Source organism: Streptomyces sp. NPDC093111, assembly GCF_040683955.1.
GTDB lineage: Bacteria > Actinomycetota > Actinomycetes > Streptomycetales > Streptomycetaceae > Streptomyces.
In genome coordinates, this window is record NZ_JBFBNW010000001.1 from 1 (window position 1) to 14,997 (window position 14,997).

Annotated in this window: 14 protein-coding genes and 1 rRNA gene; 4 read left to right on the forward strand and 11 right to left on the reverse strand. The window is 72.0% G+C overall.

The window, feature by feature from the left end:
• The first annotated feature begins 145 nt into the window (after positions 1-145).
• Positions 146-262, forward strand: a 5S ribosomal RNA gene (gene rrf / locus AB0Q96_RS00005).
• A 49-nt stretch (positions 263-311) separates the two neighbouring features.
• Here the strand turns inward: rrf and AB0Q96_RS00010 are convergent.
• Positions 312-1,352, reverse strand: coding sequence for a hypothetical protein (locus AB0Q96_RS00010; RefSeq protein ID WP_365320725.1), 1,041 nt, complete (start codon positions 1,350-1,352; stop codon positions 312-314).
• A 126-nt stretch (positions 1,353-1,478) separates the two neighbouring features.
• Between AB0Q96_RS00010 and AB0Q96_RS00015 the strand changes: the two genes are divergently transcribed.
• Positions 1,479-2,117, forward strand: a complete 639-nt coding sequence (locus tag AB0Q96_RS00015) for a TetR/AcrR family transcriptional regulator (RefSeq protein WP_365320726.1) — start codon at positions 1,479-1,481, stop codon at positions 2,115-2,117.
• Positions 2,118-2,153: 36 nt separating this feature from the next.
• On the opposite strand, the gene AB0Q96_RS00020 is transcribed toward AB0Q96_RS00015, so the two are convergent.
• Genes AB0Q96_RS00020 through AB0Q96_RS00035 form a run of 4 tightly spaced genes read right to left on the reverse strand, consistent with a single transcriptional unit; the run spans position 2,154 to position 5,773 of the window.
• Positions 2,154-2,822, reverse strand: coding sequence for a response regulator transcription factor (locus AB0Q96_RS00020; RefSeq protein WP_365320727.1), 669 nt, complete (start codon positions 2,820-2,822; stop codon positions 2,154-2,156).
• Positions 2,819-4,048: a histidine kinase gene (locus tag AB0Q96_RS00025; RefSeq protein WP_365320728.1), complete on the reverse strand. Its 1,230-nt coding sequence runs from the start codon at positions 4,046-4,048 to the stop codon at positions 2,819-2,821. Before AB0Q96_RS00025 ends, AB0Q96_RS00020 begins: the two co-directional genes overlap by 4 nt.
• 10 nt (positions 4,049-4,058) lie before the next feature.
• Positions 4,059-4,871, reverse strand: a complete 813-nt coding sequence (locus AB0Q96_RS00030) for an ABC transporter permease (RefSeq protein ID WP_365320729.1) — start codon at positions 4,869-4,871, stop codon at positions 4,059-4,061.
• The gene (locus tag AB0Q96_RS00035; protein ID WP_365320730.1) at positions 4,868-5,773 is read right to left on the reverse strand and encodes an ABC transporter ATP-binding protein; all 906 of its coding nucleotides are present in this window, start codon (positions 5,771-5,773) and stop codon (positions 4,868-4,870) included. Before AB0Q96_RS00035 ends, AB0Q96_RS00030 begins: the two co-directional genes overlap by 4 nt.
• A gap of 219 nt (positions 5,774-5,992) precedes the next feature.
• Here AB0Q96_RS00035 and AB0Q96_RS00040 point away from each other — a divergent pair, with 219 nt between their 5' ends.
• The gene (locus AB0Q96_RS00040; RefSeq protein ID WP_365320731.1) at positions 5,993-6,550 is read left to right on the forward strand and encodes a GNAT family N-acetyltransferase; all 558 of its coding nucleotides are present in this window, start codon (positions 5,993-5,995) and stop codon (positions 6,548-6,550) included.
• Here AB0Q96_RS00040 and AB0Q96_RS00045 read toward each other — a convergent pair whose 3' ends face one another.
• The 6 genes from AB0Q96_RS00045 to AB0Q96_RS00070 form a co-directional block, all read right to left on the reverse strand.
• Entirely contained in the window at positions 6,551-8,035 is a 1,485-nt protein-coding gene (locus AB0Q96_RS00045; protein WP_365320732.1) for a type VI secretion protein, read from the reverse strand.
• A 4-nt stretch (positions 8,036-8,039) separates the two neighbouring features.
• Positions 8,040-9,431, reverse strand: a complete 1,392-nt coding sequence (locus AB0Q96_RS00050) for an ATP-binding protein (RefSeq protein ID WP_365320733.1) — start codon at positions 9,429-9,431, stop codon at positions 8,040-8,042.
• Positions 9,432-9,451: 20 nt separating this feature from the next.
• Positions 9,452-11,005, reverse strand: a complete 1,554-nt coding sequence (locus AB0Q96_RS00055; RefSeq protein WP_365320734.1) for an SCO6880 family protein — start codon at positions 11,003-11,005, stop codon at positions 9,452-9,454.
• A complete protein-coding gene (locus AB0Q96_RS00060) occupies positions 11,002-12,360 on the reverse strand; it encodes a hypothetical protein (RefSeq protein WP_365320735.1) in 1,359 nt (452 codons plus the stop codon). Before AB0Q96_RS00060 ends, AB0Q96_RS00055 begins: the two co-directional genes overlap by 4 nt.
• Positions 12,350-13,147, reverse strand: a complete 798-nt coding sequence (locus AB0Q96_RS00065; RefSeq protein ID WP_365320736.1) for a hypothetical protein — start codon at positions 13,145-13,147, stop codon at positions 12,350-12,352. Before AB0Q96_RS00065 ends, AB0Q96_RS00060 begins: the two co-directional genes overlap by 11 nt.
• A gap of 115 nt (positions 13,148-13,262) precedes the next feature.
• A complete protein-coding gene (locus AB0Q96_RS00070) occupies positions 13,263-13,571 on the reverse strand; it encodes a hypothetical protein (RefSeq protein WP_093874928.1) in 309 nt (102 codons plus the stop codon).
• A 350-nt stretch (positions 13,572-13,921) separates the two neighbouring features.
• Here AB0Q96_RS00070 and AB0Q96_RS00075 point away from each other — a divergent pair, with 350 nt between their 5' ends.
• Positions 13,922-14,953 carry a bifunctional lytic transglycosylase/C40 family peptidase gene (locus AB0Q96_RS00075; protein WP_365320737.1) on the forward strand — a complete coding sequence of 344 codons (1,032 nt, stop codon included), beginning with the start codon at positions 13,922-13,924 and terminating at the stop codon, positions 14,951-14,953.
• Positions 14,954-14,997 lie beyond the last annotated feature (44 nt).

The window sequence follows — 14,997 nt, forward strand, 5'->3', positions numbered from 1 at the left end:
CGGATGTGGAAGCCCAGTAATGGGTGGAGCTGACCGGTACTAATAGGCCGAGGGCTTGTCCTCAGTTGCTCGCGTCCACTGTGTTAGTTCTGAAGTAACGAACTCGCCCCCTGAGGGGTGCGGCTTGAGTTCAACTTCATAGTGTTTCGGTGGTCATAGCGTTAGGGAAACGCCCGGTTACATTCCGAACCCGGAAGCTAAGCCTTTCAGCGCCGATGGTACTGCAGGGGGGACCCTGTGGGAGAGTAGGACGCCGCCGAACAATCATTGTGGGAAAGCCCCGCACCTTATGGTGCGGGGCTTTTCTGCGTTTACGGGCTTTTACTGCACCGCTGGTACTGCTGGGCCACGGCCGTGAAGGCGGCCTTGGGTTCCCATTCCATGTCCGGGTAGGTCAGGCCCCGGCGGCCCTCCAGGAGCTTGACGATGCCCAGGCCGGCCCGGTCCAGGTCGTCCCTGGGGTCGCCGTCCGGGCGGTGCGGGTAGCCGGCCAGGGCGAACAGGAACACGAACGCGCTGTCCACGCCCTCCGTCTCGAAGACCTCCAGGAGTTCGCTCAGATACGCGGCCTGGCCGGCCTCGTCGCGCTCGTACACCCCGTCCAGCCGTACGGGCGCCTTGGTCTCCTCGTCGTACTCGACCACCTCCAGGACCCGCCCGCCGCGGGCCCCCGCGCCGCGGTAGGCCGCGGTGCCGAAGCCGGTGACAGCGAGCGGCTTCGGGCCCCTGGCCAGGGTGCGGACCGCTTCCCGGAACACGTCGGCGACCTCGGCCGAGCGGATCAGCTCGTACGTCGTGAAGTCGAAGGGAGTCCAGTCGACCTGCTCGAACTGGATGGCCGCGTACGTGAGGCTGCCCCGGAAGCGTGCGCGGACCGCGGCCGCGGCCTCGCGGAGGAAGGCGTTGATCCGGGTGCCCAGCTCGCGCAGTGCCTCCGCCCGCGGTTCGGGGCGGCCCAACAGCTGCTCGACCCGTTCCTCCGGGCTCCCGCCGGGCAGGAAGCCGCGGTTCATCACGCTCAGCTCGACCCCCGCGACGAACACGACCACGGCGCCCTGCCGCCGCAGCCGTTCCGCCCGCTCGGCGCAGTCGCGGAAGAGCGCGAGGATCCCCTCGGGATCCAGCTCCAGCGGATAGGGCGAGAACCAGACCTCCAGGCCGAGCTCCGCGGCGATGCCGGCGGCCAGCTCCAGCCGGTCCGGGTCGCCGCCGATGATCTGGACCGCGTCGCAGTGCAGGTCGTCGCGGATGACGGTGAGCTCGCGCCGCACCACCGCCGGTTCGAGGCGGGTGCGGGACGGTTGCCCGTGCACGACGAAGCCGGTGTCGTAGGTCATTCCTCTGGCGCGCATGGTGGTGGCCGCCTCTCTGTCGGTCTCGGCCGGTCGGCACCGAGGCTGACAGGAAAAGTGCGTGCGCGCAAGTTTGGGGAGGCAGTAAGTTTGCGTGCGCGCAGTCCTGTGTGGAAGGGTGGCAGCGTGACGACACCACCACCGGGGCTGCGGGAACGGAAGAAGCAGGCCACGCGCGACGCGCTGCGTGAGGCGGCCCTGCGCCTGGCCTTGGAGCGCGGGCCGGACCAGGTGCGCGTCGAGGACATCGCCGAGGCGGCCGGGGTCTCGCCCCGCACCTACAACAACTACTTCGCCAGCCGTGAGCAGGCGATCGTGTCCGCCGTCACCGCCGACCGGGAAGCACGGATCGCGGCGGCGGTTGCGGACCGGCCCGCAGGCGTGCGGCTGGCGGACGCCGTCTTCGACGCGGTCGTCGAGCAGTACACGAACACCGGAGAGCGCGACAGCCGGGCGCTGCTGCTGATCACCACCTCGACCGCACTGCGCGACGCGTTCCTCGACGCCGCCGGCGGCATCGAGCCGCCGCTCGCCGCCGTGCTGGCCGAACGCCTGGGGGAGTCCGGTGGGTACACGGCCCGGGTTCTCGCGGCGAGCGTGGCCGCGGCGGTGCGCATCGCGCTGGAGGGCTGGCTGAGGCCGGCGGACGGGGACACCGGGAGCCCTGGGGGCGCCGCTGGGCTCGTCGTGCCCTCCGGGGGGCTGGACGAGCGGCTTCGAGCCGTGCTGGCGCCGCTCGCGCCCGCGTTCGACGCCGTCGGGTGACGTGGTGGCTCGGGTGACGTGGTCGGGCGGGGGTCGTCAGGCGGGCTTCACCAGGCCCGTGTCGTAGGCCAGGATGACGGCCTGGACGCGGTCGCGGGAGTTCGTCTTCGACAGGATCCGGGTCACGTGGGTCTTCACCGTCGACTCGGAGAGATGCAGACGGGCCGCGATCTCCGTGTTCGTCCAGCCCTGGCCGACGACCGTGAGGACCTCGCGTTCCCGGGCGGTCAGCGCGGCCAGCCGCGGGTCCAACTCCGGCCGCTTGGGCGTCGCCGACGCGGGCAGGTGGTGCAGGTACGCGTCCAGGAGCCGGCGGGTCAGCGACGGGGCCACCACCGCGTCGCCGCTCGCCACCGCACGGACACCGGCGAGGAGTTCCTCGGGCTCGGCGTCCTTCACCAGGAAGCCGCTCGCCCCCGCGCGCAGGCCGTCGTACGCGTACGCGTCCTGATCGAAGGTGGTGACGATCAGGACGCGGCTCCGGGCGCCCGCCGCGATGATGCGGCGGGTGGCCTCGATGCCGTCCAGGCCGGGCATGCGGACGTCCATCAGGACCACGTCCGGGCGGTACCGGTCGGCGAGGCGGACGGCCTCGGTGCCGTTCGTGGCCTCGCCGACCACGGTCATGTCGTCCTGGCTCTCCAGGAGCATCCGGAAGCCGAAGCGCTGCATCGCCTGGTCGTCCGCGATGAGAACGGTCGTCACGACGGGGAGCCCTCCAAGGGAAGTCGAAGCCGAACGTGCCAGCCACCGCCGGTCGGTGGCGGGCCGCATTCGAGTGTGCAGTCGTACAGGGCCGCGCGCTCGCGCATTCCGGTCAGGCCCTGGCCGGTGTGGGTGCGCGTATGGAGGGTGGGGGGTGCGGCTGTTCCGGTGTCCGTCACCGTCGCCACCAGGGCGTCCGGCGTGTAGGTCAGTTCCACCGTCGCCTTCGCCCCCTCGCCCGCGTGCTTGAGCGTGTTGGTCAGGGCCTCCTGCACCACCCGATAGACCGTCAGTTGGGCGCCGGGGGAGAGCGGATGAGGTGCGGGGGGCAGGTCGGCGACGACCGGGAGACCTGCTTCGCGTACGCCTGCGATCAGGGGCTCCAGGTCGGCCAGTGTCGGCTGGGGGTCCCGTACCGGCTCCGGAGGCTTCTCCTCCGTCCGCTGCCCCCTCTCCTGCCTCGTGTCCTGCCTCGTCTCGTCCTCGCGCAGGACGCCCAGGAGGCGACGGAGGTCCGCCAGGGCCTCGCGGCTCGTGGTGCCGATCGCGTCCAGGGCCTGCGCCGCCCGCTCCGGGCGCTTCGCCGCCGCGTACCGGCCGCCGTCCGCCAGGCCCGTGATGACCGTCAGGCTGTGGCCGATGATGTCGTGCATCTCCCGCGCGATCCGGGCCCGTTCGGACGCCGCCGCGAGACGCACCTCGTGGTCGCGGGCGTCCCTGCGGGAGCGGACTGTGAGGCCGAGCAGGGCGACCAGGGCGTAGAACAGGAGGGTCGGGACGATGTGCTGGTCCCAGGAGACCCGGGGGAAGCGGACCGCGCCCACCACCAGCGGCGGGACGAGGAGGGCGGCCGACAGGAACAGGGTGCGCGCCGGGCGGGTGAGGGCGATCAGGAACAGGGGGATCCCCTGGAGGTAGGCGACCTGGAGGAACGCTCCCGTCGCCGCGCCGGCCAGGGCCGCGCCCGCCATCACGGCGAGGACCGCGACGGGGCGACGCCGGCGCCAGAAGAGAGGGAGCGTCGAGGCCAGGGTCATGCCGACCACCAGTCCTGCCGGGACGGTCGGGTCGGCGGCCGTGTTCCGCCAGCCGCCCGACGCGTCCACCAGCGCCGCGCCCGTCCAGAACAGGGTCAGGACCGTGTCCCACACCCGCGGCCGGGCCGCGTCGAAGGCCCGTACCCGGGACGTCAGCCGGTGCAGGGCGCCGCTCAGGTCCGTGGTCATCAGGACATCCTCATACGTCCCGGCGGCGGAGCGACAGCGCCGGGACGACCAGTGCTGCGCCCGCCCACAGCAGCAGGGCGAGCAGCGCCGCGCCGGGCGTCGCCGCGCCGGGCAGCGGGGTGGCCGTGCCGAGGGCGCCGGCCGCCTGGGTGGGGAAGTAGCGCAGGACCGTCTCGACCCAGCCGTACGGGAGCATCCCGATCACCTCCGGCAGGACCATCACCCCGCCGATGAACGCGCCCAGCGCACCCGGCACCGAGCGGAGTGCCGCGCCCAGGCCGAGGGCCAACACGCCCAGCAGGGTGACGCCCGCCGCGTTGCCCGCGAGGGCGCCGAGGACGCCGTCGTCGGTGAGGGAGGCGGCCTGGTCGGTGTCGTCGAGGAAGACCTGCGCCACCTCGAAGGTCAGCAGCGCGGTCGCGAGGGAGACCGTGAAGACGGTCGCCGTGAAGACCGCCGCCTTCGCCCACAGCACGGGCAGGCGGCGCGGGACGGCGGTCAGCGTCGCCCGGACCAGGCCGGTCGCGTACTCGCCCGCCGTGAGCAGGACACCGAGGACCGCGAGGGCGATCGCGCCCAGCTGGGAGCCGTACAAGGTGAGGAGCACCGTGTCCACGTCGGAGTCGCCGCCGTCCGAGGTGTACGTGGCGCCCATCAGGATGCCGACGCCCAGGACCAGGGCCACGGCGGCGAGGAGGGTCGCCCAGGTCGAGCGGACCGTCCACAGCTTGTGCCACTCGGCGTGGAGCACGCGGAGTCCGGTGAGGTGGGGAGGGCGGGTGGTGGCGGTGGCAGTGGCGGTGGTGGGGGGTGCTGTGGTCATGCTGCTGCTCCCTCGTACTCGACCGAGTCCTGGGTCAGGTCCATGAACGCCTGCTCCAGCGAGGCGGTCTGCGGGGTGAGTTCGTACAGCGGTACGCCATGTGCCGCGGCGGCCCGGCCGATCTCCGGGGCGTCGAGGCCCGCCACCTGGAGCGTGTCGGGCGCGGGGGTCGTGATGCCGGCCGCGGCGGGGAGCAGGCCGCGCAGGCGGTCCGCCTCGGGCGTCACGACCTTGACCGTCGTGTCGCCGGCCTGGCGGACGAGGTCCGCGACCGTCGTGTCGGCGAGGAGCCGGCCCTTGCCGATGACGATCAGATGGTCCGCGGTCAGGGCCATCTCGCTCATCAGGTGCGAGGAGACCAGGACCGTGCGGCCCTCCGCCGCCAGCGACGTGAGCAGGGTGCGGATCCAGCGCACGCCCTCCGGGTCGAGGCCGTTGACCGGCTCGTCCAGGATGACGGCGGCCGGGTCGCCGAGGAGCGCGGCGGCGATGCCGAGGCGCTGGCCCATGCCGAGGGAGAAGCCCTTCACCCGGCGGTCGGCGACCTCCGTGAGGCCGGTCACGGCCAGGACGTGGGTGACGCGGGAGCGCGGGATGCCGTGCGTCAGGGCCAGCGCCGTGAGGTGGTGGCGGGCCGAGCGGCCCGGGTGCAGGGAGCGGGCTTCGAGGAGCGCGCCTGCCTGGGTGAGCGGGGCGGGGTGATCGGCGTACGGGCGGCCCCCGATGGTCGCGTGGCCGTGGGTGGGGGCGTCGAGGCCGAGGAGCATGCGGAGCGTCGTCGACTTTCCGGCGCCGTTGGGGCCGAGGAAGCCGGTGACGGAGCCGGGGCGGACCGTGAAGGAGAGGTCCTGGACCACTGTTCTGGCGCCGTAGCGCTTGGTGAGGTTCTCTGCGCGGATCATGCTTCGACGGTAGGGAGCGGGGGGTGGTGGGGCGTCGGACCGTGGGTGGGAGGGCGGGGCGGGGGCGTCGTACCTGGGTACGACGGGGTGGTGGGTGGGGGGGTGTGTTGGTGGTGGGGGGGGCGTTGGTTGGTGGGTGGGTGGGTGGGTTGGTGGGTGGGTGGTGCTTGGTGGCAAAAGGCGTTGTCAGGGGGTGTGTCGGTCGTCAGGATCTTTCGTATGGACTTTTTGATACGTGAGATCCGCGGCGACGAGTGGGAGCGGGCGAGAGAGATCCGGCTCGCCGCCCTCCAGGACCCGGCGGCCCCCATCGCCTTCCTCGACACCTACGAGGCCGCCGTCGAGCGGCCCGACTCCTTCTGGCGGGAGCGCGCGGAGGGCGCTTCGGGTAGCGGGGGCGGCTCGGTGCGCCAGTTCGTGGCCGAGGCGCCGGACGGGCACTGGCTGGGCACCGTGACCGTGCTCGTGGAACGGCCCTCGGACGAGGTGCGGTTCGGCGAGGCCGCGACCGTCGACCAGACGCACATCGTGGGCGTGTACGTGCGGCCCGAGGCGCGCGGGGCCGGTGTGATCGACGGGCTGTTCCGGGCGGCCGTCGAGTGGTCCTGGACGCTGCCCGAGCCGGCCGTCGTCCGCGTACGGCTGTACGTCCACGAGGACAACGCGCGGGCCGCGGCCTTCTACTCGCGCTTCGGGTTCGCCCCGACCGGCGCGAAGGTGCCTGTGCCGGGGGACGGCGGCGCGCAGGAGCTGGAGTACGAGCTCCCGCGTCCGTAGTCAGGCGGTCGGGAGGGGTTCGGGCCAGCGGGCCCGGGCCTGTTCCCGCGAGCGCATCAGGGCGAGCGTCGGGAGGCCCTGCGCGGCGCCGTCGGCGAGGAGCCCGGGCAGGGCCGGGAGCGGGGCCACGGCCGCGATGTCGTCGAGGACCAGGCTCATTGGTGGGTCGAGCCGACCGTCGGATGACCGTGCGGCCATGCGGCGGCCGTGCTCGACCACGCTTGCGACGAGCGCGGTGAGCAAGGGCATCGCGCCCGGGTGGGTGCGCGGGTCCTCGATCGGTTCACCCACCACGTAGAGGGTGCCCTGTTCGGCGACGAAAGATGCGAGCGTCAGGGAGTCCGTCCGGTTCGGGGTGCACGCCTCCCTGATGTGGATCGAGGAGAGGGCCGAGAGGGTACGGGCCGTCAGTTCCTGTGCGGCCTGGCGGCGTTCGGGGTGGGCGGTGAGGGCCGATTCGAGGAGGCCGGCCTGGCCGGAGGTCGCCTTGGGGTGGGTGCGGAGGATCCGGACCGGGTCGTGGGCGTCGGCGCCCTGCGCCCAGCGGTGCACCTTCTTGAACGGGCGCCCGTCGATGGCGGCGGCGTGCAGCCAGCAGCGCAGGAGCGTTTCCGCGGTGTCGGCGAGGGCCTCGTCCAGGCGGGACTGGGGGCGTACGGGGGCGAGCAGCGCGGCGGCCCGTTCCTGGGCCACGGCCGGGTCCTCGCAGCCCTCGGCCGGGTTCCAGTGGAGGCGGGCCGGGGTGTCGCAGAGGTGGCCGGGGTCGTAGACGAGGACGGGGCCCAGCTTGCCCCGGGCGTCCTTCGTCTCCGCCCAGAGGGTGGGGTCGGAGGTGACGACGAGGACGGCGCCTTCCGCGTCGCGTACGGCTTGGGCGGCGGTGGGGCGGCGGGTGGGGGCGGGGGCGTAGACGAGGCGGGTGTCCGTGCGGTGCGGCTCCGCCGGGGTCTCGGGCTCCGGTTCGGGGGTCGGGGGTCGGCGCGGGGGTGGGGGTGTCCGGACTGCGACCTCCACTTCGCTGCGCTCGTTCCGGGCGCCGCCACGTCCGGACACCCCCACCCCCGCGCCGACCCCCTTCTCGCCGTCGCCGTGTGCGGCTGCCGGGGGCTTCCCGTATCCGCCCGCCCTGCGGGTCGCGCGGACCGCCTTCCAGCGGGCCAGGGTGCCGAGGGTGAAGACCGTGAGGACGGCCAGGATCATGGCCTGGCCGATGGTCAGGCCCCAGAAGAGGCCGTAGCCGGGGAGGGCGGTGGGGGGCGTTTCCGGCCAGGCGGCGGGGAGGTCGGTGGGGGCCGTCATGAGGGAGCGGAGGGCCTGGGGGGTGCGGGTGAAGGTGACGCCCGGGGGCCAGCTGCCGTGGGCGAACAGGGCGGAGAGGCCGGTGGCCGTCCAGACGAGGACGGCCAGGCCGAGGAGCAGGGCCAGGAGGCCTACCACCAGGCCGTCGGGGATGCCGCCGGCGGCCTGGTGTCGTTCTCTCTGCATGTCTTCACGCCACCGTCGACTGTGGGTCGTTCATCTGCTGCTCGATGAGGATCGCGCGTTGCTCGGTCTCCCATTCGAGTTCCGGGTCGTTGACGGACGACTCGGTCATCGCGCGGTCCGTGTAGACCAGGGGGCGTTCTCGTTCGGTGATCAGGTGCTTGACCACTTGGACGTTGCCGTTGACGTCCCAGACCGCGATGCCGGGGGTGAGGGTCGGGATGATTTCGACTGCCCAGCGGGGGAGGCCCAGGACGCGGCCGGTGTTGCGGGCCTCGTCCGCCTTTTGGGCGTAGATGGTGCGGGTCGAGGCCATTTTGAGGATGGCTGCTGCTTCTTTCGCCGCTGCTCCGTCCACTACGTCGGAGAGGTGGTGGACGACTGCCACGAAGGACAGGCCGAGGCGGCGGCCGAACTTCAGGAGGCGCTGGAACAGCTGGGCCACGAAGGGGCTGTTGATGATGTGCCAGGCCTCCTCGACGAGGAAGATGCGCTTCTTCCGGTCGGGGCGGATCCAGGTGTGTTCCAGCCACACTCCGACGATCGCCATGAGGATGGGCATGGCGATGGAGTTGCGGTCGATGTGGGAGAGGTCGAAGACGATGAGGGGGGCGTCCAGGTCGATGCCGACCGTCGTGGGGCCGTCGAACATGCCGCGCAGGTCGCCGTCGACCAGGCGGTCGAGGACGAGGGCGACGTCCAGGCCCCAGGCCCGTACATCGTCTATGTCGACGTTCATGGCCTCGGCGGACTCCGCCTCGGGGTGGCGCAGTTGCTCGACGATGTCCGTGAGGAGCGGCTGGCGGTCGGTGATGTGCTCGTTGACGTACGCGTGGGCCACCTTGAGCGCGAAGCCGCTGCGCTCGTCGAGGCCGTGGCCCATCGCCACCTCGATGATGGTGCGGAGCAGGGCGAGCTGACCCGTGGTGGTGATGGACGGGTCGAGCGGGTTGAGGCGGATGCCGTCGTCGTTGGCGACCGTCGGATCCAGGCGGATGGGGGTTATCCCCAGCTCCTGGGCGATGAGGTTCCATTCGCCGACGCCGTCCTCGCCCTGGGCGTCCAGGACCACGACCTGGCGGTCGCGGAAGCGGAGCTGGCGCAGGACGTAGGTCTTCTCCAGGGCCGACTTGCCGTTTCCGGATTCGCCCAGGACGAGCCAGTGGGGGGCCGGGAGCTGCTGGCCGTACAGCTGGAAGGGGTCGTAGATGTACCCCTTGCCGCTGTAGACCTCGCGGCCGATGATCACGCCTGAGTCGCCGAGGCCGGGGGCCGCGGTCGGCAGGTAGACGGCCTGGGCCTGGCCCGTGGAGGTGCGTACGGGCAGGCGGGTCGTCTCGACCTTGCCGAAGAGGAAGGAGGTGAAGGCTTCGGTGAGGACGGACAGCGGATCTCGCATCGGTCTGTGCCCCTTCGGCCCTAGCGGCGGATGCCGGTCGCGAACGGCAAGGTGTTCACAAAGGCCCGGTGGTGCTCGCGGTCGCACCACTCCAGCTTCAGGTACGACTTGCCGGCGGAGGCCCTGATCGTGCGCTTGTCCCGGGCCAGGGCCTCGGGGGAGCGCGACGATACGGTGATGTACCCGACGAGGTTGACGCCCGCCGCGCCACTGGCGAGATCTTCACCCCGCTGGTCGAGCCGGCCGTGGGCGGCGATGTCGCGGGGGTCGACGGTGCGGTTCATCTTGGCCTGCCGGGAGGCCTCCGCCTCGTCGTTGGTCTTCTCGGTGAGCATGCGCTCGATGGCGACCTCGGTGGGTTCCAGGTCCATGGTGACGGCGACCGTGCGGATGACGTCGGGGGTGTGGACCAGGAGCGGGGCGAGGAAGTTGACGCCGACGGGGGTCATCGGCCACTCCTTGACCCAGGCGGTGGCGTGGCACCAGGGGGCGCGGGTGGCGGACTCGCGGGTCTTGGCCTGGAGGTAGGTGGCCTCCATGGCGTCCAGCTCGGCCGGCCAAGCGTTTCGTTTCGTCATGGCCTGGATGTGGTCGATCGGGTGGTCCGGGTCGTACATGGAGTGCACGAGGGACGCGAGGCGGGACTGGCCGAGGGGCTGGCGGACGCGGATGTCGGCCTCGGCGAGGCGGGCGCAGATGTCGGTGAGCTCGCGGGCCATGACGACGGCGAGGCCGGCGTCGCGGTCCAGCTTGCGGGCGCCGGAGGCGTGCCGGGAGGCGCGGGCCATGGCGTTGGCCTCGGCGGCGAGTTCGCGCGTGTAGTGCATGCAGGCCACGAGGTAGGCGCGGTGCTGCTCGCTGGAGGTGGAGACCATCGACTGGAGCTGCTCGTACGACTCCTGGAGCCAGCCGGGGGCCTGGTGGTCGCCGCGCTGGGCGACGTCCTTGGCGTGGGCGTCGGGGTCGGCGGGGAGGGTGCGGGCGAGCATCTGGAGGCGGGTGACGAAGCCGTCCCCGTTGGCGACGTGCTTGAGCAGGGTGCCGAAGCGGTCGACGAGGGCTTCCTGGTCCTCCGAGTCGCGCAGGCCGACGCCGGGGCCCTCGATCTCGATGGCGGCGGTGACGGTGCGCCGGTCGGCGTGCAGCAGGACGGCGATCTCGTCCGGGCCGAAGGGGGCGGCGAGCCAGCCGATGCGGCCGATGCCGGGGGGCGGGCCGATCTCCACCTCGCGGCCGTCGATGCGGGTGCCCGCCTCGACGGTGGCGGAGCGGTAGGCGGTGCCGCGCTTGAGCATCCGCTTGTAGCTGCGGTTGATCTCGAACCACTTGTAGAAGGTGCGGTGCTTGTACGGGACGTAGACCGCGGCCAGCGCGATCATCGGGAAGCCCGTGAGGAGCGCGATCCGCAGGGGCAGGACGGGGACGATCAGTCCGCTCATCATGCCGAGGAAGGCCCCGGCGATGATCAGCGCGATCTCGCCGGTCTCGCGGTTCTTGCCGACGATCGCGTTCGGCCGGGCGCGGCCGATGAGATACGTGCGGCGGGGCGAGACCGGCTGGGACTGGGTCGTCAACGCCCTCCACCTCCTGAGTTCTTGCTGTTGCTGCTACGGCTGGTGTGCGGGGTGCCCGCGGTGGGGCTGCCGCTCCGGGGCGGGGGCGGCGGCGTGGCGGAGCCGCCCGAGGAGCTGCCGCGGCTGCTGTGGGCGGCGACGCCGCCGGAGAGCGGGTTGGCGGGGCGGGCGCCGCCCTGGCCGCCGCCCTGCCCGCCGCCGGCGTCGCGGGTGCTGTGGGTCTTGATGCCCTGGGAGACGAGGGAGGCGGGGGAGGAGATGACGGCGGCGGCCGTGTTCTCGCCGGCGCGGTGGAGGCGGTTGTCGCGGGAGGCGACGATCTCGTCGCCGAAGCCGGGGACGAAGCGGTAGATCATGGCCGAGGCGAAGATCGCCAGCAGGATGATCGCGAGGCCGGACACGACCGCCGAGAAGGCGTTCGGGCCGGTGCCCGAGGACAGGGCGCCGGCGAGTCCGAGGACGATGACGATGACCGGCTTGACCAGGATCACCGCGATCATGATCCCGGCCCAGCGGCGGACGTGGCCCCACATGTTCTTGTCGACGAGCCCGGCGTAGACGACGACGCCGAGCAGGGCGCCGACGTAGAGCAGCACGGCGCGCAGGACGAGTTCGAGGTAGAGCACGCCGGCGGCGAGGACGGTCACCAGCGAGACGATGATCAGCATGATCGGGCCGCCGCCGATGCTGTCGCCCTTCTCCAGGGCCTGTTTGAAGCTGCCGAAGAAGACGTCGGTCTGCTGGCCGGTGCCGGAGGCGATGACCTCGGTGATGGCGTCGGTGGCGTTGACGACCGTGTAGAGGATGAGCGGGGTGAAGGCGGACGCGAGGACGGTCAGCCAGAGGAACCCGATGGCCTCGGAGAGCGCCGTGGTCAGCGGCACGCCGCGGATGGCGCGCTTGGCGACGGCGAGCAGCCAGATGAGCAGCGTGAGGAAGGTGGCCGCGGCGAAGACGACGGCGTAGCGGCCGAGGAACTGGGGGTTGGTGAAGTCGACCTGGGCGGTCTCCTTCACGGCGGTGGAGAGGGTTTCGACTACCCAGGCGGCGGCGCTGGCGCAGCCGCGGGCGAGGGAGCTCAGGGGGTCGAGCGCGGAGGTGGGGTCCGTGACGGAGGGGGAGCCGGTGCCGCCCGGGTTCTGGCCCTTCTCGCACAGGTCGCGGGCCTGACCCACGATGAGCCCGCACGGATTGTTGCTCGCCCCCGGCGAAGGCGTCCCGCTCGGTGTGCCCGTCGGCGTCGGGGTCGGCGTCGGTGCCGCGTACGCGCGGGCGCTGAGGAGGACGAGGGTGGCGGGGACGGTGGCCGCGGCAGCGCCCAGTGCGCGGAGCGTGAAGCGTCGGCTAGCGGGCATAGGTGAAGCCTCCGTAACCCTCGACGGCCTTGGCGATGTCGTCCGCGAGCGAGGCGCGGTTGTCGCCGTTGACGGGTGTGGGGCCCTCGGCCTGCTCCGAGCCGGTGATCTTCCAGTCGTCGCCGACCCAGCGGAGCTTCTCGGTGAGGGTGAACCACGTCGATGTGACCGGCTTGGTGGAGCCCTCGCCGGCGAGTCCCACGAGCCCGGTGGACCAGACCTCGACGGTGGCGGTGTCGCCCGTGAAGTCCTTGACCTTCGTGCCGACCGGGATGGTGCGGGAGACGAACGTCAGCCCGCTGGGGGCGGAGCCGTTGGCGTCGAGGCCGATCTCGGCCAGGAACGCGGTGGAGTACGAGGTGTCGAGGTCGCGCACCAGGGCGTCGGCCACGGCCGGGTCGTGGGTGGCCCGGACGATGCTCTCGCGGGGCCCGCGCTGGAACATGTCGACGGAGCCCAGGGCGACGGCGTAGTTCGCCGCCGCGCTCTGCGCGCCCTGTTCGTCGCGCGCGAAGCCGCCCGGGATGTCGCCGTTGCGGCCGGTCACCGGGCGGACGCCGGTGGCCGCGGTGGGGGCGCCGGAGCGGGCGGGGGCTTCGGGGGAGCCGGACTTGGTGTCCGCCGGGTCGCCGTCGCCGCGGTTGGCGAGGGCGATGGCGGCGATCAGGAGGACCACGACGCCGACGACCGCGACGAGCGAGCGGGAGCTGCGGGCGGGCGGGCGGGGGGCGCCGGTCTCGGGGAGGTGGGTACGGGTCTGGCCGTCGTGTTCGTCGCCGAGGCTCATGCGGGGGACACCCCTTCAGCCGTTCGCGGGTACGACAAGGGCCGGGCTGGCTGCCGCTCGGGCGCGGCGTGGTGACTGGACATCAGGGAACGCGACCTCGGTGGTGAGAAACGGGTTAGACGGCCATCCCGTACACGATGGTGAAGAGCGTCCCCAGAGACCCGATGATGAAGACGCCGGTCAGACCGGCCACGATCAGGCCCTTGCCCTGTTCCGCGCTGAAGGTGTCGCGCAGCGCCGTCGCACCGATGCGCTGCTTGGCGGCTCCCCAGATGGCGATGCCGAGGCAGAGCAGGATGGCCACGGCCATCACGACCTCGATCATCACCTTGGCCTCGGCGCCCAGGCTCCCGAAAGGCCCCCAGTTCGGGGCGATTCCACCGATGATGGTGTTGATGTCGCCCTTCTCGGCCGCCAGGTACATGTAACTCACCGCCCCTGTTGGGTAGTTCGTCGCCCGTGCCGAACGGCAGGGGTCGTCGACCTATCTTCGCTGATGAAACCGCTCGCGTGTGACGGCTTGGCGGCTCTCTTTACCCGATCACCGCACACTTGACCGATCTGACCGTCTTGACCTGCGACGGTGCGGCCGGTTTGTATGCGAAGACGCGTATGGTCACTCTGTGTATCACGGAGGGTGACTCCGGGCAATGATTGTCGTTGTGGCACCTTTGGGGCCGCGTCGGAAGGCTCCGGGGCCGCAGGAGGGGCCGGAGTGAGGGGGTCGCGCCTAGACTGGCGCGGCGGGGCGTACTGCCAGGATCCGAGGGGTGGTTGACGGTGCGTAAGGCGCGCGGAGCGTGGCTGGTGGCCGGGGGGGCGTTCGGTGTCTGCCTCAGCTTTGTCGCCCTGATCGTCGTCGGGACGTACTCGGCCGCCGCCGGGCTCGTCGGCGGCGCGGGGAACGGCAGGAACGGGACCGTCGCCCTCGCCAAGGGGGCCGTGCCGGCCGCGTACCAGGGGCTGGTGCAGAAGTGGGGCAACCTCTGCCCCGCCATCAACCCCGCGCTGCTCGCCGCGCAGCTCTACCAGGAGAGCGGCTGGAATCCGACCATCGTCTCGCCCGCGAACGCCCGGGGCATCGCCCAGTTCATCCCCGGCACGTGGGCCGGTCACGGCATCGACGGGGACGGGGACGGGGACCGGGACGTGTGGGACCCGGCGGACGCGATCCCGTCGGCCGCCTCGTACGACTGCGAGCTCGCCGGGTACGTGAAGGACGTGCCGGGGGACCCCACGAACAACATGCTGGCCGCGTACAACGCCGGCGCCTACCGGGTCATCAGGTCCGGTGGGGTGCCGCGGATCAGCGAGACGCAGAACTACGTGCGGATCATCCGCTCGCTGGAGAAGAGCTTCGCCCGCCCGGTGGGCCGGGTCGACCCCTCGCGGCAGGCGGCCGGGGCGATCTACTACGCGCAGCAGAAGCTGGGCACGCCGTATCTGTGGGGCGGTACGGGCACGGCGGCGCAGAATGGCCGGTTCGACTGCTCGGGGCTGACCCAGGCCGCGTACCAGGAGGTCGGGATCGAGCTGCCGCGGGTGGCGAACGACCAGTACAACGCCGGGCCGCACCCCGGCCGTGACGAACTGCTGCCGGGGGACCTGGTCTTCTTCTCCGACGACCTGACCAATTCGCGTGCCATCAGGCACGTCGGCATCTACGTGGGCGGCGGCTACATGATCGACGCCCCGCGGACCGGGGCGGTGATCCGCTTCGACCGGATCGACACGCCCGACTACTTCGGGGCGACCCGGGTGACGAAGGACGGGGCGGCCGCGCTGCCCACCGGACTTCCGCAGTAGCGCGGGGTGGCCGGGCCTGGCCGGAACTCTCCGTCGGGACGGGG

Excerpts from the sequence above, each read along its gene's own strand:
- AB0Q96_RS00045 (WP_365320732.1), bottom strand. The coding sequence starts at position 8,035 with ATGCAGAGAGAACGACACCAGGCCGCCGGCGGCATCCCCGACGGCCTG.
- AB0Q96_RS00030 (WP_365320729.1), bottom strand. The coding sequence starts at position 4,871 with ATGACCACAGCACCCCCCACCACCGCCACTGCCACCGCCACCACCCGC.
- AB0Q96_RS00065 (WP_365320736.1), bottom strand. The coding sequence starts at position 13,147 with ATGAGCCTCGGCGACGAACACGACGGCCAGACCCGTACCCACCTCCCC.
- AB0Q96_RS00060 (WP_365320735.1), bottom strand. The coding sequence starts at position 12,360 with ATGCCCGCTAGCCGACGCTTCACGCTCCGCGCACTGGGCGCTGCCGCG.
- AB0Q96_RS00035 (WP_365320730.1), bottom strand. The coding sequence starts at position 5,773 with ATGATCCGCGCAGAGAACCTCACCAAGCGCTACGGCGCCAGAACAGTG.
- AB0Q96_RS00025 (WP_365320728.1), bottom strand. The coding sequence starts at position 4,048 with ATGACCACGGACCTGAGCGGCGCCCTGCACCGGCTGACGTCCCGGGTA.
- AB0Q96_RS00040 (WP_365320731.1), top strand. The coding sequence starts at position 5,993 with ATGGACTTTTTGATACGTGAGATCCGCGGCGACGAGTGGGAGCGGGCG.
- AB0Q96_RS00010 (WP_365320725.1), bottom strand. The coding sequence starts at position 1,352 with ATGCGCGCCAGAGGAATGACCTACGACACCGGCTTCGTCGTGCACGGG.
- AB0Q96_RS00070 (WP_093874928.1), bottom strand. The coding sequence starts at position 13,571 with ATGTACCTGGCGGCCGAGAAGGGCGACATCAACACCATCATCGGTGGA.
- AB0Q96_RS00050 (WP_365320733.1), bottom strand. The coding sequence starts at position 9,431 with ATGCGAGATCCGCTGTCCGTCCTCACCGAAGCCTTCACCTCCTTCCTC.